Genomic DNA, 22,836 nt, shown 5'->3' with positions numbered 1-22,836 from the left:
GGGCGGACGGGGCGGGCGGGCGGGGTGGAGCGGGCAGGCCGCGGCGGCCGACCGTATTGCCGCGGTGAGTGCGGGGCCGTCGTCGAGATGGGCGTGGCGCGCGGGGAGTGTGGGCCGTGAATCGTTCGTACGTACAGGACAATGGTCCGGTGCGCTACGCAATCCTCGGGACGGCCCAGGTCCACCGGAGCGACGGGACGCCCGTCGCCCTCGGCGGGCCCCGTCTGCGTACGCTGCTCACGGCGCTTGCGCTGCGGCCCGGCCGGGCCCTCACCGCCGAGCTGCTGATCGCCGACGTCTGGGGCCCTCGGCCGCCCGCCGACGCCACCGGCGCGTTGCAGGCGCTGATCGCGCGGCTGCGCCGGTCGGTCGGCCGGGAGGCGATCGCCTCCGTACACGGCGGGTACCGGCTCTGTGCTGCCCCCGCCGACGTCGACCTGCACCGTTTTGAGCAGCTGGCGGACGAGGGCGCGCGGGCGCTGGCCGACGGCGATCCGGTCAAGGCCGCCGCGCTGCTCGGCGACGCCCTGGCGCTGTGGCGCGGTCCGGCGCTGGCCGACCTTCCGGAGGCTGCGGGCGAGGCCGCGCGCGCCGAACGCGCCCGCCTGGAGGCCCGGCGTACGCGGCTCGCCGCCGAGGTCGCCCTCGGCCGGCCCGGCCAGGCCCTGCCCGCGCTGACGGCGCTGTGCGAGGAGCATCCCCTCGACGAACCGCTCCAGGCCCTGCGCCTGCGCGCGCTGCGGGCGGCGGGGCGTACGGCCGAGGCGCTCGACGCGTACGCCTCGGTACGGGCCGCCATCGCCGACCGCCTCGGCGCGGCCCCGGGCCCCGAACTCCGCGCCCTGCACATGGAGTTGTTGCGGGAGGAGGAGGTGGGGGAGGCTGTGGCTCACGAGGCGGAGGCAGTGGCGGCCGATCGCCCGGCGCCCACCCTCACCCCCCGCCCCGGCAACCTCCGTACCCGCCCCACCTCCTTCGTCGGGCGCGAGGACGACCTCGCGGTGATCCGGACCGATCTGGGCGCGCACCGGCTGGTCACGCTGCTCGGGCCGGGCGGGGCGGGCAAGACGCGGCTCTCGCAGGAGGGTGCCGAGGCGGCGGCAGCCGCGGCGCCCGAGAGGTGGGCGGACGGTGTGTGGTTCGCGGAGCTGGCGCCCGTGGACGATCCGCAGACCGTGCCGGAGGCGGTGCTCACCGCGCTCGGGGCGCGCGAGACCGTCGTACGCACCACCGCCGACGAACTGCGCGCCGCCGCCGACCCGACGACGTACGATCCGATGGCGCGCCTCGCTGAGCACTGCGCGAGCCGGCGGATGCTGCTCGTCCTGGACAACTGCGAGCATGTGATCGGTGCTGCCGCCGAGCTGGCGGACCGGCTGCTGGCCGAGTGTCCCGGCGTGACCGTGCTGGCCACCAGCCGGGAGCCGCTGGCCGTGCCGGGAGAGGCGCTGCGGCCGGTGGAACCGCTGCCCGACCCGGTCGCGCTGCGGCTGCTGGCGGACCGCGGGGCCGCCGCCCGGCCCGGGTTCCGCGTCGAGGACGACCCGGTCGCGTGCGCGGAGATCTGCCGGCGGCTCGACGGGCTGCCGCTCGCCATCGAACTGGCCGCGGCCCGGCTGCGGTTGCTCACCCCGCGCCAGCTCGCCGACCGGCTGGACGACCGGTTCCGGCTGCTGACCAGCGGGAGCCGTACCGTACTGCCCCGGCAGCAGACGCTGCGCGCCGTGGTGGACTGGTCCTGGGACCTGCTCGACGGTCCCGAGCGTGCAGTGCTGCGCCGCCTGTCCGTCTTCTCCGGCGGCTGCGATCTCGCCCAGGCCGAGGAGGTGTGCGGGGACGGGCCGGGGGCGCAGGGAACGGGCGGTCCGGTGGCGCCGCGTGATGTCGCCGCCCTGCTCGGTTCGCTGATCGACAAGTCGCTGGTCGTCGCCGCGCCGGGCGGGGACGGGCGGATGCGCTACCGGCTGCTGGAGACCGTCTCGGAGTACGCCGGCGAGCGGCTGGACGAGGCGGGGGAGCGGTCCGCGACCGAGCGGCGGCACCTGGTCGCGTACCGCGAACTGGCCCGTACGGCCGATCCCTTGCTGCGCGGACCGGCCCAGCGCGTCTGGCTGGAGCGGCTGGAGCTGGAGCACGACAACCTGCGGACCGCGCTGCGCCGGGCCGTCGCCGTGCGCGACGAGCAGGAGGCGCTGTGCCTGGTGCTGTCCCTCCAGTGGTTCTGGTCGCTGCGTGACCACCGCGCCGACGCCCGTGCCTGGTCGGCCGCCGTGGGGGCGCTCGGCCCCGATCCTTTCGCGGCGCCCGTCGAGCCCGCGCCCGTCCTGTACGAGCGGCCCATCGACGCGCCGCCGCCAATGGTGCCGGAGCAGTTGCAGGAGGCGCGTCGCGAGGTCCGGCTGGTGGAGCTGTCCAATTCGGACAGCGACATCGCGGTCCTGGGCAACCCGGAGTGGCGGGACGAGCTGCTGGGCATCCTGGCCGCGTACCGCAGCGGCATGCCGCAGACGTGCAAGGTGCCGGGCGTCCTGTGGTACTACGCGATGATGATGGCGGGCCGGTTCGACGACCTGGCGCACCTCGTCCACGAGGCGGTGAGCGCCTGCCGGGAGTACGGCTACGAGTGGGAGCTGGCGTACGTCCTCCAGCTGCGCGCCAAGATCTTCAACGACCGGCGGGACGGGCTGGCCCAGGCCCGCCAGGACGCCGACGAATCCCTGGAGATCTTCATACGGCTCGGTGACGCGTGGGGCGCGGCGGAAGCCCTGGCGGGGCGCGGCGAGGCCCGCGAGGGGCGGGGCGAGTACGCGCTCGCGGCCGAGGACTACCGGGCGGCCATGCGCTACGCCGAGGAACTGGGGGCGTCCGGGCAGATCCTGCTGCTGCGGACCCGGCTCGGCAACGTCCTGATCGAGGATGGTGCGGAGGCGGACGGCGAGCGCCTGCTGCACGAAGTGCTCGAACTGACGAAGAAGGGCAACGGCGGCCGGGACGCGAGGCCGTTCGCCCACCTCACGCTCGCCATGCACCTCACCTGCGTCGGACAGCTGCGGGAAGCGCGCGGCCACCTGGAGGAGGTGCAGGAGCTGTTCGGGCAGCGCGCCCCGCAGCTGTTCCAGGGCGTCGTGATGGCGGCGATGGTCGCGCTGGACATCGAGGAAGGGTGCTACGACGATGTGCTGCCCCGGTTCCGTGCGGCGATGCCGAAGTTCCGCGACGAGCTCGTGCAGGTGGTCGCGCCGGACCTGCCGGTCGTCCAACTGCTCACCGCGGCGCGGGCGTTGGTGGGCGTACGGGGCGAGGCGGGCGGGCCGGACGCGGCGCGGCTGATCGGCGCGTACGACGTGCTGCGCAGCAACTCCCACCGGCCGCCGCGGGTCATCCGGCGGAACCGGGCGAGCGCCGAGGCCGAGACCCGTGCGGTCCTCGACGCCGCCGCCTACGAACGGGCCTACGCCGAAGGCGGCAGCCTCTCCCTCGAAGAAGCCGCCGCCCTCATCTGACGCGAGCCGGGCGAAGGTGACGCGTCAGGTCTTCTTGCGGAACTTGGCGACGGCCAGGGGCGCGAACACCAGGGTGATGCCGGCCGTCCAGGCCAGGGTGATCAGCACCGGCTGGGCGACCGCGCCCTGCCCGTTCATCAGGGCGCGCGCCGCGTCCGCCAGGTTCGACAGCGGGTTGACCTTGGTGAACGCTTCCATCCAGCCCGGCATCGTGGTCGGCGGGGCGAATATGGACGAGCCGAACTGCAGCGGCATCAGCACCATGAAGCCGACGCCCTGCACCGCCTGCGGGGTCTTCATGGTCAGGCCCAGCAGCATGAATATCCAGGTCAGCGAGGACCCGAAGAGCAGCGCCAGGGCGACGGCCGCCAGCAGCTCCAGCGGTCCGGTCTTCAGGTCGAAGCCGATCAGGAACGCCAGCACCAGCAGGATGACGGTGGAGACCAGCATCCGCCCGGACTCCACGAGCATCTTCGCCGTCAGCACCGAGGAGCGGGCGATCGGCATCGTGCGGAAGCGGTCCATCACCCCCTTGTTGAAGTCGTCGTTGACGCCGGAGCCGACCGACATGGCGATGTTCAGACCGCCCATGGCCAGCAGGCCGGGGATGATGTAGTTCACGTACGCGGAGCGGTCGCCGCCGAGGCTGCCGCCCATCGCGCCGCCGAAGACGTACACGAACAGCAGCGTGAAGACGATCGGCATCAACAGGGCGTCGAACATCGACTCCGGGTCGTTCTTGATCTGCATCGCGTTGCGGCGCACCAGGGCGCTCGTGTGACGCAGATGGGCCCGCAGGCCGATGCGGCCCTCGTCGGCACCCGGCCGCTGCGGCTTGCCCGGCGCCGCCACCGTCGCGGCACTCATGCCGGAACCTCCTCGTACTGCTTGTCCTGTACGTCCTGCTGATCCCGCGGCCCGTCCTGCGGGCCGCCGTCGGCGGCCTCCGACGTCTTCTGGCCGGTGATGGCCAGGAACACCTCGTCCAGGCTGGGCAGATGGGTGTTGATGCCGGAGATCGTGAAGCCCCGCTCGCCGAGCATGCCGACCACGGCGGACAGCTGCTCGTCGCTGACGATCGGGACGTTGACCACGCCGTCCTCGTGGTCGGCGGTGGCGCCCGCGATGCCGTCCAGGCCGGCCTGCGCGATGGCGCCGACCATCCGGTCCAGCTCGGCGGCCTGGGCCGGGCGTATCTGGAGCGTCCGGCCGCCGACCTTGGTCTTCAGCTCGTCGACCTCGCCCTCGGCGATGACCCGGCCGCGGTCGATGACCGTCAGCTCGTGGGCCAGCTGCTCGGCCTCTTCCATGTACTGGGTGGTGAGCAGGACCGTGGCGCCGTCGCGCACCATGCTGCGGACCTCGTCCCACACCTCGTTGCGGGTGCGGGGGTCCAGGCCGGTCGTCGGCTCGTCCAGATACAGCACCGCGGGCCTGCCGATCATGGAGGCGGCCAGGTCGAGGCGGCGGCGCATACCGCCGGAGTACTTGGCGGCGGCCCGGCCGGCGGCCTCGGTGAGCGAGAACCGCTCCAGCAGCTCGTCGGCCCGCGCGCGGGCGTCCTTGCGGGAGAGGTCCAGCAGCCGGCCGATCATGTACAGGTTCTCGCGGCCGGAGAGCTTCTCGTCGACCGAGGCGTACTGGCCGGTGAGGCCGATCGTGCGGCGCAGCGCGCGCGGCTGGCGCACCACGTCGAAACCGGCCACGGTCGCCGTGCCGGCGTCCGGCACCAGGAGTGTGGACAGGCAGCGGACCAGCGTCGTCTTGCCGGCGCCGTTCGGCCCCAGCACGCCGAGGACGGTGCCTTCCCGCACATCGAGATCCACCCCGTCCACGGCCTTCACCTCGCCGAAGTGCTTGACCAGTCCCCGCACTTCGACGGCGTTCCCCGCGCCGTTGGATGTCGTCTTTCGCGTCATGCCCACACGATGACAGCCCCCACTGACAAACGACCGACAGCGGACCGACAGCCCAGGTCAGGCCGTCGGCGGCAGACGGCGCGCCTCACCGGTCGGTGCTGATCTCCTTCATGGTCATATGCGATTCGAGGCGGAGGACCGCGGGCAGGCAGCTGAGCTTGCGGGTGAGGAAGCCTTCGTAGGCGGCATGGTCGGCCACGGCGACGCGGAGGAAATAGTCGGGGCGCCCGTACATACGGCGGAACTCGATGACCTCCTCGTAGGAGGCGACGGTGGCCTCGAACTCCTCGAAGCTCTTGCGGTCCTGGGCGTATATCTCCACGGCGACGAGGACTTCCAGGCCGCGGCCCACCGCCTCGGGATCGACGACGGCCCGGTATCCGGCGATGACGCCGGCTTCCTCCAGCCGCTTGACCCGGCGCAGGCAGGGCGGCGGGGTCAGACCGACGCGCCTGGCCAGCTCGACGTTGGTCAGCCGCCCGTCCCGGCCGAGCTGGAACAGAATTTCCCGGTCCACCGCGTCGAGGGTAATTTCGTTGCGCACGGAGTCATTGTAGAGCTGAAGAAGGAAACCAAATAAGCCGCGATTCTTTTTAAGATTTCGCCATGGAAACAAGCCCTGCCGTCACCGGGGGCCGCACTCGGCCCGTACCTGTCCCCGCGTCCGCAGGACGTTCCGAGGCGCCCGCGGCGTTCAGGGAATCCGCCGGCGCCGTTCTGGGATTCGTTCCGCTCGGCCTCGCCTTCGGGGCGCTGGTGACGCAGTCGGGGCTGGACTGGTGGTGGGCGGGGCTGTCCGCGGCGCTCGCCTTCGGCGGATCGTTCGAGTTCCTGCTCATCGGCCTGGTGACCGCCGCGGCCCCGCTGGCGGCGATCGCGCTGTCCTCGTTCATGGTGAACGTCCGGCACGTCTTCTACGCGCTGTCCTTCCCCGTGCACCGCATATCCGGCCGCCTCGGCAAGACGTACGCCACCTTCGCGCTGTGCGACGAGGCGTATGTGCTGGCCACCCGCGAACAGGCCCGCTCCTGGCCCGGCCGCCGCATCCTGTGGATGCAGTTCCTGCTGCATCTGTCCTGGGCGGGCAGCGCGATCGCCGGGGCCCTGCTCGGCTCCCTCATCCCGGGGAACGTCACCGGCCTGGACTTCGCCCTCACCGCCTTGTTCGCCGTTCTCGCGCTGGATGCCGTCCGGGAACTGCGCGGCGATCTGCCCACTCCTGTGCTCGCTCTGCTCAGCGCCCTCGGTGCCCGGGTCCTCTTCCCCGGCGAGATGCTCCTGGCCGCCTTCGGCCTGTTCGCCGCCGCCCTCCTGGCCCGTCAGCTCACCACCGGCAAGAGGCCGAGCCATGCCTGATCCGCGCTATGCCGTCGCCGCCGTCCTCGTCACCACCGCGGTCACCTGGGGCCTGCGCGCCCTGCCCTTCGCCGCCCTCACACCCCTGCGGGCCAGCCGTACCGTCCGGTACCTCAGTGCCCGCATGCCCGCCGGCGTCATGGTGATCCTGCTCGCCTACTGCCTGCGCGACCTTTCCCTCACCGAAAAGCGCAGCCTGGCCCCGCTGGTGGCCCTGGCCGTCACCGTCGGACTGCATCTGTGGCGCCGCAACGCGCTGTTGAGCATTCTCGGCGGCACGGCCGTGCACGTGATCCTGGCCAGTACGGTCTTCGCGCACTGAGCGCGGCGAAAGGCCGGGCGGGCGACTTCTCCGAGGGCGCCCGCCCGGCCTTCGTTCACATCGACGGAAGCCGCGCTCCCTGGCAGGGCATCAGCGGAAGCTGTGCTCCTTCGCCGGGAACGTGCCGCCGACGACCTCCTCGGCGAAGTCCTTGGCCGCGGTGCCCAGCACCTCGCGCACGTTCGCGTACTGCTTCACGAAGCGCGGGACGTGCCCGCCGGTCAGGCCCGCCATGTCGGTCCACACCAGGACCTGCGCGTCACAGCCGATGCCCGCGCCGATGCCGACCGTGGGGATGTGCAGCGAGCGGGTGACCTCGGCGGCCAGTTCGGCCGGTACGGCCTCCAGGACGACGGCGAAGGCGCCCGCGTCCTGCACGGCCTTCGCGTCGCGCAGCAGCTGCTGGGCCGCTTCCTCGCCGCGGCCCTGCACCGGGTAGCCCCCGTACGCGTTGACGGACTGCGGTGTCAGGCCGACGTGGGCCATGACCGGAATGCCGGCCGAGACCAGCAGCTCGACCTGGTGGGCGGAGCGCTCGCCGCCCTCCAGCTTGACCGCGCCGACGCCGGCCTCCTTGACCAGGCGGGTGGCGTTGCGCAGCGCCTGGACCGGGCTCTCCTGGTAGGCGCCGAAGGGCAGGTCGCCGACGATCAGTGCGCGCTTGGTGCCGCGGACGACCGCCGCGGACAGGATGGTGATCTCGTCCATCGTGACCGGCACGGTGGACTCGTATCCGAGGTGGCAGTTGCCCATCGAATCGCCGACCAGCAGCACCGGGATGCCGGCCTCGTCGAAGACGGAGGCGGTCATCGCGTCGTAGGCGGTGAGCATCGGCCACTTCTCGCCGCGCTCCTTGGCGGCGGCGATGTCGCGGACGGTCACCCGCCGCGAGCTCTTTCCTCCGTACAGCGCCTTGCTGCTGTCGGCCTTACCGGTTGTGCCCCCGCCGGCCGCGGTGGTCCCCTCCGCGGCCGGAATCTGGGCAGGCGAAAGCTGCGTCATGGTGACGGCTCCTGTTCGTCATCTCGAAGCGCCCTGACGGCGTCTCCGGACTCCCTTCCATGCTGGCACGCGGCCCCGGGGGAGTGGAAGGGGCCTGGGGAGGAGGGGCGGACCGCGCCTTGTGAGGCGGCCACGCCCCCGCATGCCCCGCTGATACGGAATGGTGCCCTCCGATACGGAACGGCCCCGTATCGAAATGGGCGTACGCTGACCCCATGACCAGCTCCGAACCCGCCGGTATATCCGCCGCGCCCCGGCACGTCCCCGAGCACATCCACCGCCGCCGCTGGGTGATCCTGTCCGTCCTCATGCTCAGCCTGCTGATCGTGGTGCTGGACAACTCCATCCTCAACGTGGCGATGAAGACGATCGCCACCCCGGCCCCCACCGGCCTCGGCGCCACGCAGAGCCAGCTGGAGTGGGCGATCAACTCGTACACGCTCGTCTTCGCGGGCCTGCTGTTCACCTCGGGACTGCTCGGTGACCGGCTGGGCCGCAAGAAGGTGCTGCTCTTCGGGCTGGCGGTGTTCGGCGTCGGCTCGGTGCTGGCGGCCGTCTCCGGGTCGCCGGGGCAGCTGATCGCCTTCCGGGCCGTGATGGGGCTGGGCGGCGCCTTCGTGATGCCGTCCACCCTCGCCGTCCTGATGAACGTCTTCGAGCGGGACGAGCAGCCCAAGGCGATCGGCATCTGGGCGGGCGGCGTGGGACTGGCCATCGCGATCGGCCCGATCGCGGGCGGTCTGCTGCTGGACCACTTCTGGTGGGGTTCGGTCTTTCTCGTGAACGTACCGATCGTGCTGGTGGCGCTGGTCGCGATGATCCTCCTGGTGCCCGACTCCAGGGACCCGCGGCCCGGGAAGCTGGACCCGGTCGGCGTGCTGCTCTCCGTCGTCGGTCTGGTGCTGTTGGTCTACGGGATCATCAAGGGCGGCCAGCTCGCCGACTTCACCGATCCGCAGGTGCTCGGTACGGTCCTGGGCGGTCTGCTCGTCCTGGTCGGCTTCGTGCTGTACGAGAAGCGGATCGATCACCCGTCGATCGACGTCAACCTCTTCCGCAAGCCGGCCTTCTCCGCCGCGGTGGGCGCCATCACACTGGTCTTCTTCGCGCTGATGGGCGTCACGTTCTTCATCGTCTTCTACGTCCAGAGCGTGCGCGGCTACACCCCGCTCCAGGCGGGCCTGCTGATCCTGCCGCTGGCCGTCTCCCAGATGATCTTCTCGCCGCTGGCCCGGCACGCCGTCGACCGCTTCGGCGCGCGCACCGTCTGCACGGGCGGGATGCTGTTGGTCGCCGCCAGCATGGCCGGCTTCCTGCTGCTGGACACCGATACCCCGATGTGGGTGCTGGAGGTCCTCTTCTTCGTCCAGGGCACCGGCTCGTCGCACATCATGCCGCCGGTCACCCTCTCGATCATGCAGTCCCTGCCGCGCGAGAAGGCGGGCTCCGGATCGGCCGTCAACAACACGTTCCGGCAGGTCGGCGGCACGCTCGGGGTCGCCGTACTGGGCTCGCTGCTGTCCACCGTCTACCGCGACGACATCGACGGCGCGCTGAACTCCGTACCGGGCCTGCCGGACGCCGCCCGGCACGCGGCGGGCGAGTCCATCGAGGCCACGCTCGGCGTCGCCCGGCACCTCGGACCGGCCGGACAGCGGCTGATCACGGACGCGCACGACGCGTTCATCCACGCCATGCACGTCACCGCGCTCGCCTCGGCCGGTGTCGCGGTGCTCGGCGCGGTGGTGGTCGGGGCCTTCCTGCCAGGCAGGATGGGTGCGGGTGCGCGCGGTGCGGACCGGGCGGAGCAGGAAAAGGCGGGAGCACGGTCATGAGCCGGACGGCGGGCACGGATGCGGCGGGGACAGAGGTGCGTACGCAGGCGGACACCCACGTACGTACGGACGCCCCCGCCCCCGACCCCCGCCGCGGCCGTCCCCGCAACGCCGCCGCCGACACCGCGATCATCGAGGCCGTGCTGCGCATGATCGAGGACGGGGTCTCCATCGGTGAGCTGTCCATGGAGCGCATCGCCCGGGAGGCGGGCGTCGGCAAGGCCACCGTCTACCGGCGGTGGCCCGGCAAGAGCGAGCTGCTGCTCGACGTGATGCGCTCGCTGGACACCGACATCCCGCCGCCGGCCGGCGAGTCCGTGCGCGACGACCTCGTGGACATCATCGAGTTCCTGCGCATCCGCGGCCTGGCCAAGCGCAACTCGGCGCTGCTGCGCACCATCGTCACGCACGTCAAGGCGCAGCCGGCGCTCTGGCGGGAGTACCACGAGACGGTCGTGCAGGCCCGCCGCGAGGTGCTGCTGTCCGTGCTGCGCCGGGGCATGGCGTGCGGGGAGATCCGGGCCGACCGGGACATCGACCTGCTCGCCGACCTCTTCGTCGGCCCGGTGCTGTCCCGGGCCCTGCTCCATGAGTGGGCGGACCTGCCGGAGGGGCTGGCCGAGGAGATCGTGGACACGGTGCTGTACGGCGTACGGCCGCGTGCCTGACCGTACGGTTCCCCGCCCGTACCTGACCGCTCCATGACGGGACTATGCCCGTTCTGTCACAGCCGCCGCCGTGGCTCCGTGACCAGGAACCCGACGCCCCGAGCCTGCCGTCATCACTTGTAAGAAAGCGCATTACGAGCCATCGCCTAGGGTCGGAGATCACAGGTGGGGCGCACGAGGCAAGGCAGTGAGGACGGCGGCATGGCGCAGGCATACATGACGGAGTCGGGGCGGGGCCACGACCCTGAGCGGAATGCCTCCCGGGCACGGCGCCTGCGTGACTGGTGGCGCCCGGAGGGCATGTGGCGGCGGGGCATCGTGCTCGCGGTACTGGCGGTTCTGCTGGGGCTGCTGATGATGCTGCATGCGCAGGTACCCAACGAGGTGGGCAACCTGGGCAGCCTGCTGGAGACGTTCCTGCCGTGGCTCGGCATGATCGGCGTCCCGGTGCTGCTGATCGCCGCCGTGCTGCGCCGCTCCGCGACCGCGATCATCGCGCTGCTGCTGCCCGCCATCGTCTGGGTGGGCCTCTTCGGCGGGCAGGTCACGGACAAGAAGGGCACCGGCGGCAACCTCACCGTCGTCACCCACAACGTCAGCGACGAGAACCCCGACCCGGCCGGCACGGCCCGGGACATCGTGAAGTCCGGCGCGGACGTGGTGGCCCTGGAGGAGCTGACCGGTGACGCGCTGCCCAAGTACAAGGAAGGGCTGGCCAAGGCGTATCCGTACCACACGGTGCAGAACACGGTCGGGCTGTGGAGCAAGCACCCGCTGTCCGACGCGGCGCCGGTGAACATCAAGATGGGCTGGACCCGGGCGCTGCGCGCGACCGTCCAGGCGCCCGGCGGCAAGCAGGTCGCCGTCTACGTCGCGCACCTGCCGTCGGTACGGGTCAAGCTCAACGCGGGCTTCACCGCCAACCAGCGCGACAACAGCGCGGCCGCCCTCGGCGACGCGATCTCCAAGGAGCGCGTCAAGCAGGTCATCCTGCTGGGTGACCTCAACGGCACGATGAACGACCGTTCCCTCGCCCCGGTCACCGCGCAGATGCGCTCGGCCCAGGGCGCGGCGGGCGACGGCTTCGGGTTCTCCTTCCCGGCCGGCTTCCCGATGGCGCGGATCGACCAGATCATGATGAAGGGGATCGACCCGGTGTCCTCCTGGACGCTGCCCCGGACCGGCAGTGATCACCTTCCGCTGGCGGCGTCGGTCAAGATCTGACAAAGCCGCAACGATTTCCGACGGCCTCCGACGGCCGGGTGAGCGCGCTCTCGCCCCGCCGCCGGGGGCCGTTCCCGTGGGCCGGCCCGGGCGCCCGCCCCTCATCCGTAACATTCCGTTCTCCCGTCGGAATGAATGGCCTGGGAGACTTTGTTCCGTAGAAGAACTTACGGACATCCAGCATCACGCCGTCGTACGGATCCCCTGCGCACCGCTCACCGCACCACCGCGCCGGGGGGTCCGTACGCACCGTTTTCGAAAGGTCTCTCATGCCCCTGGCGCTGCTCGCGCTGGCCGTCTCCGCCTTCGGCATCGGCACCACCGAGTTCGTGATGATGGGCCTGCTGCCCAATGTCGCGGGCGACCTGGGTACGTCCGTGCCCACGGCCGGCTATCTCGTCTCCGCCTACGCCCTCGGCGTCGTCATCGGCGCCCCGCTGCTGACCGCGCTCGGCGCGCGCGTCCCACGCAAGCGGATGCTCCTGCTGCTCATGGCCGTCTTCACGGTCGGCAACCTGGCCTCGGCCCTGGCGCCCAACTTCGGCCTGCTGATCGCCGGCCGGCTGCTCGCCGGGCTGCCGCACGGCGCGTTCTTCGGCGTCGGCGCGGTCGTCGCCGCCCGGCTGGTCAAGGAAGGCCGGCAGGCCCGCGCCGTGGCCACCATGTTCCTCGGACTGACCGTCGCCAACATCGTCGGCGTGCCCGCCGCGACGCTGCTCGGCCAGCACCTCGGCTGGCGCGCGACCTTCCTGGTGGTGGCCGCCATCGGGCTGGTCGCGATGGCCTCGCTGGCCCGGCTCGTCCCGGAGATGCCGCACGAGGAGCACGGCGGCGTGGCCCACGAGCTGCGCGCCATGGGCAACCGGCAGGTCGTCCTCGGCCTGGTCACCGCGGTCTTCGGCTTCGCCGGCGTGTTCGCCGTCTACAGCTACCTCGCCTCGATGATGACCGAGGTCTCCGGCTTCGCCGAAGGCTCCGTCCCGCTCGTCCTGGCGCTCTTCGGCGCCGGCATGACGCTGGGCGCGCTGGCCGCGGGCCCGCTGACGGACCGCGCGCTGCGGCCCACGCTGTACGGGGCGCTCGCGGCCCTCGCCGCGACCCTCGTCGTCTTCACCTTCGCGGTGCACGTGAAGTGGGCGGCCCTGATCTGCGTCGTCATCCTGGGCGCGGTCGGCTTCATGACCACCACGCCGCTGCAGATGCTGGTCATGCAGAAGGCCCGGCACGCGCCGACCCTGGCCTCCGCCTCCAACCACTCGGCGTTCAACCTGGCCAACGCGGGCGGCGCCTGGGTCGGCGGGGTGGCCATCGCGGCGGGCTGGGGCTGGACCTCCCCGGCGCTGGTCGGCGCGGTCCTGGCCGTCGTCGGCCTGGGGATCGCGGTCACCGCGGGACTCCTGGACCGCGGCGCCGCCTCCTCCCGCGTCGTCGCGAGCAGCGAGGACGAGGTGCCGGCGGAACTGCCGGACCGGGTGGGCTGAGCCGCACAGCTGAAGCAACCCCGGCACTGCCTCCTGGGGCCGCGTCGTACGACCGTACGGCGCGGCCCCTTCGCGTGCGTAAGCGCGGGATATGTGTGACCTGTGCGTCCGCTGTGTGCAACGGGCCTTTGGCGGGACCGCGTGGCGGCTGTTACACGGCTGCCGGGAAGCGGCAACAGGGGCTTCCTAGCGTTTTCGGTGTGGGCCCGCGAGGGCGGCTCACGCCAGGTCCGGGCCCGGCCCGGACGCAGCACGACGTACAGCGCAACGCACAGCACATCGCACAGCACGACGAGCACAAGGAGCAGCATGTTCTTCGCAGCCCATCGCACAGGCGACGCGTCCGTGTCCGCCGCCCGCACCGGCAAGCGCGCGGGCCTGCGCACCGCGGTCGTCGCCGCGGCGGCCAGTGCCGCCGTCGCCGTACCGGCCGTGGCCGCGGTCGCCGCCCCGGCGCACTCCGCGGCCCCCGCCAAGCCCGCGGCGGCGGCCTCCGCCCAGGGCCACGACAAAAAGGTGAAGATCGCCAACCACTACACCCTCACGTGGAACGCCAAGAAGGGCACCGCCACCATCCAGGACCCGGACGGCGAGACGGTCGGCGTGCTTTCCGCCAACCACCCCGGACCGATCACCAGCGACTTCGGTGACCAGGGCCGGACCACGTACACGATGGACGCGGCGATGTCGTCGGCAACCGTCAACGTGGACCACAACGGCAAGGTCAAGTCCTACGACTTCCTCCGGGCCTGAGCGCGTCCGTGGCGGCCCGGTCCCGGTGCGGCGGCACCGGGGCCGGGCCGCCGTCCTGCCGGGCGGCACCGGCTTCCACCACTCAGACCGACTCCCGCCAGTGATTCGTGACCGGCAGCCGCCGGTCCTTCCCGAAGCCCTTGGCGGAGATCTTCGTGCCCGGCGGGTACTGCCGCCGCTTGTACTCGGCCGCGTCCACCATCCGCAGCACCCGCACCACCAGCTCGTCCTCGTACCCGCGCCCGACGATCTGCTCGCGCCCCTGGTCGCGGTCGACGTACAGCTCCAGGATCGCGTCGAGGATCTCGTAGTCGGGCAGTGAGTCGGTGTCCACCTGTCCGGGGCGCAGCTCGGCGCTCGGCGGCTTGGTGATCGAGTTCTCCGGGATCGGCGGTGTACGTCCGTGATCGGCGGCCGACCGGTTGCGCCAGCGCGCGAGCCGGAAGACGTCGCTCTTGTACACGTCCTTGATCGGCCCGAAGCCGCCCACCGCGTCGCCGTACAGCGTCGAGTAGCCGCACGCCAGCTCGGACTTGTTGCCCGGCGCGAGGACGAGGTGGCCCTCCTGGTTGGAGAGCGCCATCAGCGTCGTGCCGCGCAGCCGGGCCTGGAGGTTCTCCTCGGCGACCCCGGTCAGCTCCAGTGATGCCATGTACGCGTCGAACATCGGGGCGATCGGCACCGTACGCAGCCGCAGTCCGGTACGCCGGGCCAGCTCGGCCGCGTCCTCCTTGGAGTGTTCGGAGGAGTAGCGGGAGGGCATCGAGACGCCGAACACGTTCCCGGCGCCGAGCGCGTCGCACGCGATGGCCGCGACCAGCGCGGAATCGATCCCGCCGGACAGCCCGAGCAGCACGCTGCGGAAGCCGTTCTTGGTGACGTAGCCGCGCAGCCCGGCGACCAGCGCGCCGTAGATCTCCTCGGTGTCCTCCAGGCGCGCGGCCTGCCCGCCGGTCTCCCGCGGCGCGTCATCGGGCAGCGGGTCCGGCGTCAGGACGACGTGCTCGATACGCAGCCCGTCGTCCACCACCCCGGACGGCGCCCGGGGCGCGGCTGCGGGCAGGTCCAGGTCCAGCACCACGCAGCACTCCTCGAACTGCGGCGCCCGCGCGAGCACCGCGCCGTCCCGGTCCACCACGATCGAGTCGCCGTCGAAGACGAGGTCGTCCTGCGCGCCGGACATCGCCAGGTACGCGATCGTGCAGCCGGCCTCCCGGGCGCGCCGGCGGACCAGCTCCAGCCGGGTGTCGTCCTTGTCCCGCTCGTACGGCGAGGCGTTGACGGAGACCAGCAGCCCCGCCCCGGCCGACCGGGCCGCGGGCACCCGGCCGCCGTCCTGCCACAGGTCCTCGCAGATCGCCAGCGCCACGTCCACGCCGTGCACCCGGACCACGGGCAGCGTCTCGCCCGGCACGAAGTACCGGAACTCGTCGAAGACGCCGTAGTTGGGCAGGTGGTGCTTGGCGAAGGAGAGCGCGACCGCGCCGTGGTGGAGCACGGCGGCGGCGTTCTGCGGGGCGCCCGCGGGCTGCCCGTACCGCGGCTGCGCCTGCTCGCAGCGGTCCAGGTAGCCGACGACGACCGGGATGTCCCCGAAGCCCTCGTCGGCGAGCCGGGCGGCGAGCGCGCGCAGCGCGGTGCGGCTCGCCTCCACGAACGACGACCGCAGCGCCAGGTCCTCGACGGGATAGCCGGTCAGCACCATCTCGGGGAACGCGATCAGGTGCGCGCCCCGCCGGGCGGCCTCCCGGGTCCGGCGCACGATCGTTTCGGTGTTGCCGGTGAGGTCACCGACGCAGGCGTCGGTCTGGTTCAGGGCGATCCGCAGGCGAGGCACGCGGCCGAGCTTACTGAGCGTTCGGTCCGGTGCCGGGTGTTTGGTTCCGGCAGGTCGGGCGCCGAATCGGAGGCGGCCGCCCGCAGGGCCGTCCGGAGCGGCTCACACCACGCCCTGCCAGCGTTCGGGAATGGGCTCGGGGTACAGGGGGTCGCCATTGACCCGGTCCCGGTAGAACCAGTGGTGGAACGCGTCCGGATCGACGATCCGGTTCTGGTATCCGCGGTTGTTGTCGATATCGTCCCGGGTGCGCAGATGGCCACTGCGGCGTTCATGGCGGCGGAGGCATATCTCGTAGTCCATACGGTGCAGGTGGATGAGGTAGAGGTCGGGGTCGTGGTCGGCGCGGCCGTCGAACCGCTCGTGGAAGCCGCTGCGCCACATCATGGGCACACGGGCGAGCAGCGGCTTGGAATACAGCGGGTTGGGGAACCACGTCGACCGCTGGCGCAGCACGTTCTGAACGGGATCGAAGGCCGGTTCACTGTCCTTGAGATGCAGGACCTCGTAACCGTTGCAGCTGACATGGTCGCTGCTGAACCGGTCGATGTACGCACCGAGATCGCCGAGGCCGGGATCCGGGGCGACGATCTCGTCGACATCGGTACAGAGCACGGTGTCATAGCGGTCCACCAGATCGTGCTGGTACCGCTGGACGACATCGCGCTGCCAGTCGCTGCTGAACACTTCGTTGTGTACCGGTATATGGACGAACCGGTCGTCGGCGGGAAGGCCCGGCCGGGGCTGGTGTTCGAGTACGTAGATGTCCTGCGGCGCGAAGAAGCGGGAATAGTAGCCCAGCCAGATGGGAAAGAATTCGGGCTCGTCGCGGACGAGTGTCACCAGCGCGCGAGTCTTCCGGACGGGCTCTACCTCCCGCAGCCGCCATCGCTGCTGGGGCCCGTCCCAGAAAGGGGACTGGCCGAATTCCGCGTCGTCGTCGGGCCGGGCGTCCCAGAGATCCAGGCAGTTCCCGCTGGCCAGGTTCACCAATGCGTATTGGTCGAAGTGCAGCGGGGCGAGACGCCAGCACTGTTGCCGGCTGCCGCGTCCTGGTTCGAGCGCGATGTCCGCTCCCTGGCCGGCGGCGGTATCGGCCACCGTCAGCAGCAAGCCACTGCGCACGTTCTCGATGCGAAAGGTGTGCCGGGCCCCGGTGACCGGGCGCAGTCGCCACCGCTGCGAGAAGTCGTCGCGCGAGCCCGCCCACGACTGACGGATTCGACAGCCGTGGGCGGTGATTGCCTTGCCGCTGCTCGCACTGATCAGTACCAGCTGCGCGTCGTGCGGGACATTCATTTACCCGGAGCCTTCCCCGGTTCAGTCGACGTGCCGGAGGTACCAGTGCTGATTGTGCTCCTGCTGATACGTCGGGTAGTCGCCCCAGTAGCGGTACTGGACCACCCGGACACGGGGTTCTTTGCTCTGGCCGAGAACGTCGAGTACTTTGCCGGTCTTCCGGTTCTGGATGCGGAACACGGGGCCGAAGGTGTCCGAGGCGCCGACCGGAACGAGCAGCCACTCCTTGTGCTCCCCGTCCGGGTTCTTCCGCGTCAGGATCTCCGCGTTGTCCGCGTCCGACTGGTTCGCCACCTCCAGATAGCGGTCCAGGGCGGTGTCCCGGTTCTTGATGCGGTAGCCGCCCCTTTCGACCGGCTTCACGTCCCACTGTTCCGCCGGAATTCCGGTGGAGATGTTCTGGACGACGTTGGCGCCGTCACCCTTCCAGCTCGGTGTTTCCAGCTGGAGGTTCAGGCCGCTCTTCGTGCACTGGATCGTGTAGTGCCCGCTCAGGTCCGGCACGGCGATCTTCACGGGGATCGACCCGGTGGTCACCCCGTCGATCTTCACATCGATCCTGCCCTCGACGGTGACGGGCGCGGCTCCCGAAGAAGGCGCGGGAGCCTTCGACGGCGCGGCGGCGGGGAACGAGAGCGTGAACAGGACGGGCTGTGCCGTACCGCCTTCGATCGGCCCGCGGGTCGGCGGCTGCACCCGGACGAACGGAGCGATCCGCTGGTCCGGCACCAGCTTGATGGCGCCGATCTTGCGAATCCGGTCCGTGCTGCGATCGATGATCGTCTGGACGACCTGCTCGGGTTTGATCCCGTCGTCGAACGTCCCGCCGGTGGCCCCGGCCATCTTCGTGGCCTGCCCTTCCTCGCCGCCGATCCGGCAGTTCTTGTACGCGTCGCTCTTCGACAGCGGCTTGGGATCCGCGTTCAGTCCCGGCGCGTATCCCGACGGCGTGCTGATGGCCAGCACGAAAATGCCCTGCTGCTGCAATTTCGCGGTGACCGACTCCTGGGTGATCTCGTGGTCCACTCCCGGTATGGCGGTGCAGATCGGGTCGTGACCGGGCGCGTCACCGATCCACACGATGATGCGCTTGGAGTCGGGACGCCAGCCGACCGACCCGCCGGGCGGCTGGGCGAGGATGTCCAGGGCGTAGAACTGCCCCTCTGCGATATCCGTCCCGCCACCATTGGCGGACCAGCGGCTGATGGCTTCCCTGGCCCGATCCGGCTCGCTGGTCAACGACACCTGGTGGTCGAACCACTGGTCCTGCGGATCGTTGAGGTCACGGTAATTGCCGACGCCGAAGAAGACGTCCGCGCCTACTTTCTCCGCGGCCTGCGTCAGCTGACGCATGATGTTTTCCGCGCCGTGGCTCACCTGGTCGATGACGGACTGCATGCTGCCGGTGGTATCGGCGAGAAAGTAGACGTCGATTTTGGGCAGCACCCCTTTCTCGGACAGGTTCACCTGTACGGTTTCGCTGTGCGCCGGCCCCAAATCCAGGCTGGTTACGAGGTCGATGCTCAACGGCGATATCCCGATGGCGGGCATGGTCGACTTCCCCTCGTCCGGTTCCCTGGTCCGCCTTGAGGCTAAGCCCCCGTTCAGGCGTGCTGTCTAGGAGAGTTCGCGCCAGTGGGGAGGCGCTGTTCCATGAAACCGCAACTTCCGCGTCCGGCGTCCTGCCCTCATCGCCTGGCTGAATGCGTGTGCGGCCCCCTTGCGCGAGCCGGGCCCCGGATAATGTTCTTCGGGGGGGCAGTCCCGGAGCGTATGTGACGCCCGGCCGATTCGCGCCATGCGCAGGAACGGTCGGCGGCGCCGGGCCTATCAGACGCGGTCCGGGCGCAAGAGGACGCGAATCAGCCGACCGAAGATCCGCCGGAGTACCGGGAGGGGAAAAACATGTCCGTGTCCATGTTGACCGGCACTGGAATCGGCGCCACGCTGTTGACGGCATCCGCGGCGGTCAGCCTTGCCTTGCGGGAACGTTCTCGCGGCGGCCGGAAGCCGACCCCTGGAAGCCGCGAACCGTACCGGAGCCGCCATGCCGTGCAGCAGGCCGGCACTATTGCGAACACATCGGAAGAAAAAGTTCCGCAAAGCGTCTCTCTGGTGATACCCGCGCACAACGAAGAAACTTCGATAGCCGAAACCATACGTTCCTGCCGTGCCCAGACATACCCCATCGACCAGATCATCGTGGTCGCGGACAATTGTTCGGACAAGACCGCTGAAATCGCTCGCCGCATGGGGGTCGTGGTCATCGAAGGACAGGGCGGATCCAAAGCGCTCGCGCAGAATCTCGCCCTGCCGCGCATCACGAGCGACGCCCTCGTCGCCCTGGACGGGGACGCCACCTTGAGCCCACGGGCGGTGGAGCTGATGATGGGCACGCTGCGCAGCGGCTGCGCCGGCACCTGCACGTCGGCGCGTCCCAAGGACACGCGCACCATCTACAGCCAGTACCGCACGCTTTACCACGCGATCTCCAACGGCTGGGCGCGCCCCATGCAGGACGTGCTCCAGCGGCAACTGGTCCTCAGCGGCATGGCCAACTGCCACCGCATGGACGTGCTCCGCGAGGCGGGCGGTTTCCCCGACCACACCATCACCGAGGACTTCAACCTGACCTGGATGCTCCACCGAAGCGCCCAGCAGGTCAGGTTCACCCCGGGGGCCTTCGTCTACACCCAGGAGCCCACCTCCTGGGCCGAACTCGTATCCCAAATGCACCGCTGGACAGCCGGATTCGCCCAGACGATGGTCAAGCACCGTGCCCCCATGCTGGACAGCGCGTCGTTCATCGTGGTGGGTTCGCAGGTCGTCGACGCCTTCATCGGGGGTGTGGCCATCTTCGGCCTGCCGTTCCACCTCGCGCGCCGGGGCCCGGTACGTGGCCTGTGCACCTGGTGGAGTCCGCTCTGGGTGGCCATCGGCGCCGCGTCGGTCGGCGTGGCCGTACGGCAGGTCGGGTGGCGGACGACGCTGCGCTGCCTGCCCGGCTGGCTGGCGGTGCAGTGCCTCACCGGACCCATGACCGCCTGGTGGCTGTTCCGCGAGTGGGTGCTCGGACGGCACCTGACGACCTGGACCGGCCGGCACGGGCGCCGGCCGGCGCTGACCCCCATGTCGGATCACCGCAAAGCGGCACTGGCCGCGTGTGCCTGCGCCATCGCTGTCCTGGCCGCGCGCCACCACCCCCACCGCCCGGCCTCCGCGCCGCCGATCCGCCGCCGGCACAGGTGACACCGCGCAGGTGACACCGCGTCCGCCGACGGAAGACGGAGGCTGCCGGAGACGGAGCAGGCTGCCGGAGGCGGAGCAGACGCATCGGCCCCGGCAGCCCCGTACCGCCTGTTCCGGCAGCCCCGTACCCGCCTACTTCTTCCGGTACCCGAGGACCGTCATCATCCCGGACTCCGCGTGGTAGACGTTGTGGCAGTGCAGCATCCACAGCCCCGGGTTGTCGGCGTCCAGGTCGACGTCCAGGCTGCGGCCCGGCAGCACGATCGCGGTGTCCTTGCGCGGCCCGCCGTCCGGCAGCTCGAAGGTGTGCCCGTGCAGGTGCATCGGGTGCCACATCGTGGTGCTGTTGCGGAACGACAGCCGTACCCGCTCCCCGGCGCGCACCGGATAGCGCTGCGACGGCGCGTACTTCTTGCCGTTGATCGCCCAGTCGTACTTCGCCATGGAGCCGGTGAGGTCGAACCGGATCGTGCGGTCCGGCGTGCGCGACGCCAGGCGGACCTGCCCGTCGGCCTTGAGCCGGTCGGCCGTCAGCAGCCGCCCGTCCAGCTCCTTCGGCCGTACGGACGCGTCGGGCGCCGCGCCGCCGCCGGTGCGCAGCAGGGCCAGCCCGGTGCGCTTCTTGCCCTCGGCGAGCGCGGTCAGCGGGAAGACGCCGTCCTCGGCCGTCACCACCACGTCGTAGCGCTCACCCATGCCCAGCAGCAGGGCGTCCGTGGTGGCGTGGGCGACGGGGTAGCCGTCGGTGTGCGTCACCGTCATGGTGTGGCCGCCGAGCGCGACGCGGTAGGCGGTGTCCCCGCCCGCGTTGATGAAACGGATGCGGACCCGGTCGCCCGGCTTGGCGCGGAAGGTCTGCGGGTCCTCCGGGGTACGGCCGTTGACCAGGTGGTACGGGTAGTCCACGTCGCCCGCGTCGCCGCCGAGCAGCTTGCTGGTGGCGCCCATCAGCATGCGGGAGGGGCCGCCGGGGGACGGCTTGTCCGTGCCGCCCATGGAGTGCGCGCCGTGGTCCATGCCCCCGTGGTCCATGCCGCCGTGGCCGCCCATGTCCATGCCCCCAGAGCCGGAGCCGTGGTCCATGCCGCCCATGCCCTTGGAGAGTTCGGCCAGCACCGCGTCCGGAGTGCTGCCGTCCACCCCGTCGACCCAGTCGTCCAGGACGACGACCCACTCCTTGTCGTACTTCAGCGGCTCCTTCGGGTCCTCGACGATCAGGGGCGCGTACAGGCCGCGGTCCTGCTGCACGCCCGAGTGCGGGTGGAACCAGTACGTGCCGGGGTGGGCGACCGCGAAGCGGTACGTGAACGAGCCGCCCGCCTTGACCGGCCGCTGGGTCACGTCCGGTACGCCGTCCATGTCGTTGCGCAGGGCCAGACCGTGCCAGTGCAGGGAGGTGGCCTCGGGCAGGTGGTTGGCGAGCGTCAGCTCCAGGGTGTCGCCCGCGGTGACCCGTACCTCCTTGCCGGGCAGCTCGTCCCCGTAGGCCCAGCTGCCGACCGTACGGCCGCCCAGGTCGAGCTTGGCGGCGGTGGCGGTCAGCGCGACCTTCCGTACGGGGCCGGAGCCGCGCTTGGCCTCGGCGGCGGCCACCTCCGGGCCGTCGGGGGAGACGTAGTCGCCCGGCGCCTGAGCCGGGTTGTCGGCGGCGCCGTGGCCGGAGTGGCCCGCGCTGCCCTTCTGGTCGGCGGTCGAACAGGCGGCGAGCAGGCCGCCGCCGGCGGCCGCGATGCCCGCGCCGAGCACGGCGCGGCGGGTGTGCGTACGCATGCGGAAGAAACACCTCGTGGTGAAGTCGGTTTGTCGGTAAGCGGTGAGCGCGCGGGGGCCGGACCGCGGACGCGCGCAGGCGTCGGCGGCCGGCCGCGCATCTACACGCGCAGGACCGAGAGCCGGGCGAGGTGTTTGTGCCGGGGGACCGGGGGTGGAAAGGGCTTCAGGACGCGCAGCAGCCGGGCCCGTACGGCGGCGAGCAGGTCGGCGGCGCGCCGCCCGAGCAGCCGTCCCGTACGGACCAGGACGAGCACCCACAGGGAGAGCACGGCCAGACAGACCGCGCCGGGGTTCATGGCGTGGTGGTCGTCGGCGATGGGGGAGGAGGCCCGGACCGTGAGTTCCTGGGCCGCGTGGTCCTGGTGCGGGCCCGGCATCGGCTGCGCATGTTCCTGGTGCGCCGAGGGCATCGCCCCCGTCCCGTGCCCGCCCACCGGATGCCCCAGCGTGTGCATCCCGACGATGCCGACGATCAGCGCGGCGAACAGCAGCAGGCGGCCGCACCACGCGGCGGCCTTCCCCTGCCCGCGTCCACGCGTCTCGTACGGCATCTCCGCACCGCCTTCCGGAACCCTTGCCCAGTACCCTACCCCTGCGGGGTATGCCGCCCCAGGG

General features: G+C 71.1%; 18 protein-coding genes. 9 read left to right on the top strand and 9 right to left on the bottom strand.

Annotation, left to right across the window (positions count from 1 at the left end):
- Positions 1–149: 149 nt before the first annotated feature.
- On the top strand, positions 150–3,503 hold the full coding sequence (locus IH45_RS0120850) for an AfsR/SARP family transcriptional regulator (RefSeq protein ID WP_030670352.1): 3,354 nt from the start codon (positions 150–152) through the stop codon (positions 3,501–3,503).
- Between the two features lie 24 nt (positions 3,504–3,527).
- On the opposite strand, the gene IH45_RS0120845 is transcribed toward IH45_RS0120850, so the two are convergent.
- The 3 genes from IH45_RS0120845 to IH45_RS0120835 form a co-directional block, all read right to left on the bottom strand.
- On the bottom strand, positions 3,528–4,370 hold the full coding sequence (locus IH45_RS0120845; RefSeq protein ID WP_030670349.1) for an ABC transporter permease: 843 nt from the start codon (positions 4,368–4,370) through the stop codon (positions 3,528–3,530).
- Positions 4,367–5,422 (bottom strand): ATP-binding cassette domain-containing protein, encoded by a 1,056-nt coding sequence (locus IH45_RS0120840; RefSeq protein WP_032917959.1) that lies wholly within the window; start codon positions 5,420–5,422, stop codon positions 4,367–4,369. The genes IH45_RS0120845 and IH45_RS0120840 overlap by 4 nt, the downstream gene beginning before the upstream one ends.
- An 85-nt stretch (positions 5,423–5,507) precedes the next feature.
- On the bottom strand, positions 5,508–5,966 hold the full coding sequence (locus IH45_RS0120835; protein WP_030670342.1) for an Lrp/AsnC family transcriptional regulator: 459 nt from the start codon (positions 5,964–5,966) through the stop codon (positions 5,508–5,510).
- 62 nt (positions 5,967–6,028) lie between these two features.
- Between IH45_RS0120835 and IH45_RS0120830 the strand changes: the two genes are divergently transcribed.
- Entirely contained in the window at positions 6,029–6,778 is a 750-nt protein-coding gene (locus IH45_RS0120830) for an AzlC family ABC transporter permease (protein ID WP_030670337.1), read from the top strand.
- Positions 6,771–7,100 (top strand): branched-chain amino acid transporter permease, encoded by a 330-nt coding sequence (locus tag IH45_RS0120825; protein ID WP_030670334.1) that lies wholly within the window; start codon positions 6,771–6,773, stop codon positions 7,098–7,100. Before IH45_RS0120830 ends, IH45_RS0120825 begins: the two co-directional genes overlap by 8 nt.
- A 90-nt stretch (positions 7,101–7,190) precedes the next feature.
- On the opposite strand, the gene panB is transcribed toward IH45_RS0120825, so the two are convergent.
- The gene (gene panB / locus IH45_RS0120820) at positions 7,191–8,102 is read right to left on the bottom strand and encodes a 3-methyl-2-oxobutanoate hydroxymethyltransferase (RefSeq protein ID WP_030670331.1); all 912 of its coding nucleotides are present in this window, start codon (positions 8,100–8,102) and stop codon (positions 7,191–7,193) included.
- Positions 8,103–8,317: 215 nt separating this feature from the next.
- On the opposite strand from panB, the gene IH45_RS0120815 reads away from it, so the two are divergent.
- From IH45_RS0120815 to IH45_RS1000000149390, 5 genes are all read left to right on the top strand, one after another.
- Entirely contained in the window at positions 8,318–9,937 is a 1,620-nt protein-coding gene (locus IH45_RS0120815; protein WP_030670328.1) for an MFS transporter, read from the top strand.
- On the top strand, positions 9,934–10,605 hold the full coding sequence (locus IH45_RS0120810) for a TetR/AcrR family transcriptional regulator (RefSeq protein ID WP_030670325.1): 672 nt from the start codon (positions 9,934–9,936) through the stop codon (positions 10,603–10,605). Before IH45_RS0120815 ends, IH45_RS0120810 begins: the two co-directional genes overlap by 4 nt.
- A gap of 216 nt (positions 10,606–10,821) precedes the next feature.
- Positions 10,822–11,829, top strand: coding sequence for an endonuclease/exonuclease/phosphatase family protein (locus IH45_RS0120805; protein WP_063763030.1), 1,008 nt, complete (start codon positions 10,822–10,824; stop codon positions 11,827–11,829).
- Between the two features lie 269 nt (positions 11,830–12,098).
- Positions 12,099–13,310, top strand: a complete 1,212-nt coding sequence (locus IH45_RS0120800) for an MFS transporter (RefSeq protein ID WP_030670318.1) — start codon at positions 12,099–12,101, stop codon at positions 13,308–13,310.
- 309 nt (positions 13,311–13,619) lie between these two features.
- Positions 13,620–14,063, top strand: a complete 444-nt coding sequence (locus IH45_RS1000000149390) for a hypothetical protein (RefSeq protein ID WP_032917956.1) — start codon at positions 13,620–13,622, stop codon at positions 14,061–14,063.
- A gap of 82 nt (positions 14,064–14,145) precedes the next feature.
- Here the strand turns inward: IH45_RS1000000149390 and IH45_RS0120790 are convergent, their stop codons facing one another.
- The 3 genes from IH45_RS0120790 to IH45_RS0120780 all read right to left on the bottom strand — a co-directional run bounded on the left by IH45_RS0120790 (position 14,146) and on the right by IH45_RS0120780 (position 18,750).
- On the bottom strand, positions 14,146–15,900 hold the full coding sequence (locus tag IH45_RS0120790) for an NAD+ synthase (RefSeq protein WP_030670315.1): 1,755 nt from the start codon (positions 15,898–15,900) through the stop codon (positions 14,146–14,148).
- Positions 15,901–16,002: 102 nt separating this feature from the next.
- Positions 16,003–17,199: an RICIN domain-containing protein gene (locus tag IH45_RS0120785; RefSeq protein ID WP_030670313.1), complete on the bottom strand. Its 1,197-nt coding sequence runs from the start codon at positions 17,197–17,199 to the stop codon at positions 16,003–16,005.
- A 21-nt stretch (positions 17,200–17,220) separates the two neighbouring features.
- The gene (locus tag IH45_RS0120780) at positions 17,221–18,750 is read right to left on the bottom strand and encodes an RICIN domain-containing protein (RefSeq protein ID WP_078897692.1); all 1,530 of its coding nucleotides are present in this window, start codon (positions 18,748–18,750) and stop codon (positions 17,221–17,223) included.
- A 354-nt stretch (positions 18,751–19,104) separates the two neighbouring features.
- Here IH45_RS0120780 and IH45_RS0120775 point away from each other — a divergent pair, with 354 nt between their 5' ends.
- Entirely contained in the window at positions 19,105–20,448 is a 1,344-nt protein-coding gene (locus tag IH45_RS0120775) for a glycosyltransferase family 2 protein (protein ID WP_078897691.1), read from the top strand.
- A 132-nt stretch (positions 20,449–20,580) separates the two neighbouring features.
- On the opposite strand, the gene IH45_RS0120770 is transcribed toward IH45_RS0120775, so the two are convergent.
- The gene (locus IH45_RS0120770; RefSeq protein WP_030670306.1) at positions 20,581–22,218 is read right to left on the bottom strand and encodes a multicopper oxidase family protein; all 1,638 of its coding nucleotides are present in this window, start codon (positions 22,216–22,218) and stop codon (positions 20,581–20,583) included.
- Between the two features lie 101 nt (positions 22,219–22,319).
- A complete protein-coding gene (locus IH45_RS0120765; RefSeq protein ID WP_030670303.1) occupies positions 22,320–22,772 on the bottom strand; it encodes a DUF6153 family protein in 453 nt (150 codons plus the stop codon).
- Between the last annotated feature and the right edge of the window lie 64 nt (positions 22,773–22,836).

The sequence above is a fragment of the Streptomyces rimosus subsp. rimosus genome (assembly GCF_000720725.1).
Taxonomy (GTDB): Bacteria; Actinomycetota; Actinomycetes; order Streptomycetales; family Streptomycetaceae; genus Streptomyces; species Streptomyces rimosus_A.
This window is presented reverse-complemented; position numbering and strand designations above follow the sequence as displayed.

Coding starts and splice junctions, on each gene's coding strand:
- IH45_RS0120845 (WP_030670349.1), bottom strand. CDS start 4,370: ATGAGTGCCGCGACGGTGGCGGCGCCGGGCAAGCCGCAGCGGCCGGGT.
- IH45_RS0120840 (WP_032917959.1), bottom strand. CDS start 5,422: ATGACGCGAAAGACGACATCCAACGGCGCGGGGAACGCCGTCGAAGTG.
- IH45_RS0120830 (WP_030670337.1), top strand. CDS start 6,029: ATGGAAACAAGCCCTGCCGTCACCGGGGGCCGCACTCGGCCCGTACCT.
- IH45_RS0120825 (WP_030670334.1), top strand. CDS start 6,771: ATGCCTGATCCGCGCTATGCCGTCGCCGCCGTCCTCGTCACCACCGCG.
- panB (WP_030670331.1), bottom strand. CDS start 8,102: ATGACGCAGCTTTCGCCTGCCCAGATTCCGGCCGCGGAGGGGACCACC.
- IH45_RS0120815 (WP_030670328.1), top strand. CDS start 8,318: ATGACCAGCTCCGAACCCGCCGGTATATCCGCCGCGCCCCGGCACGTC.
- IH45_RS0120810 (WP_030670325.1), top strand. CDS start 9,934: ATGAGCCGGACGGCGGGCACGGATGCGGCGGGGACAGAGGTGCGTACG.
- IH45_RS0120805 (WP_063763030.1), top strand. CDS start 10,822: ATGACGGAGTCGGGGCGGGGCCACGACCCTGAGCGGAATGCCTCCCGG.
- IH45_RS0120800 (WP_030670318.1), top strand. CDS start 12,099: ATGCCCCTGGCGCTGCTCGCGCTGGCCGTCTCCGCCTTCGGCATCGGC.
- IH45_RS1000000149390 (WP_032917956.1), top strand. CDS start 13,620: ATGTTCTTCGCAGCCCATCGCACAGGCGACGCGTCCGTGTCCGCCGCC.
- IH45_RS0120785 (WP_030670313.1), bottom strand. CDS start 17,199: ATGAATGTCCCGCACGACGCGCAGCTGGTACTGATCAGTGCGAGCAGC.
- IH45_RS0120780 (WP_078897692.1), bottom strand. CDS start 18,750: ATGCCCGCCATCGGGATATCGCCGTTGAGCATCGACCTCGTAACCAGC.
- IH45_RS0120775 (WP_078897691.1), top strand. CDS start 19,105: ATGTCCGTGTCCATGTTGACCGGCACTGGAATCGGCGCCACGCTGTTG.
- IH45_RS0120770 (WP_030670306.1), bottom strand. CDS start 22,218: ATGCGTACGCACACCCGCCGCGCCGTGCTCGGCGCGGGCATCGCGGCC.
- IH45_RS0120765 (WP_030670303.1), bottom strand. CDS start 22,772: ATGCCGTACGAGACGCGTGGACGCGGGCAGGGGAAGGCCGCCGCGTGG.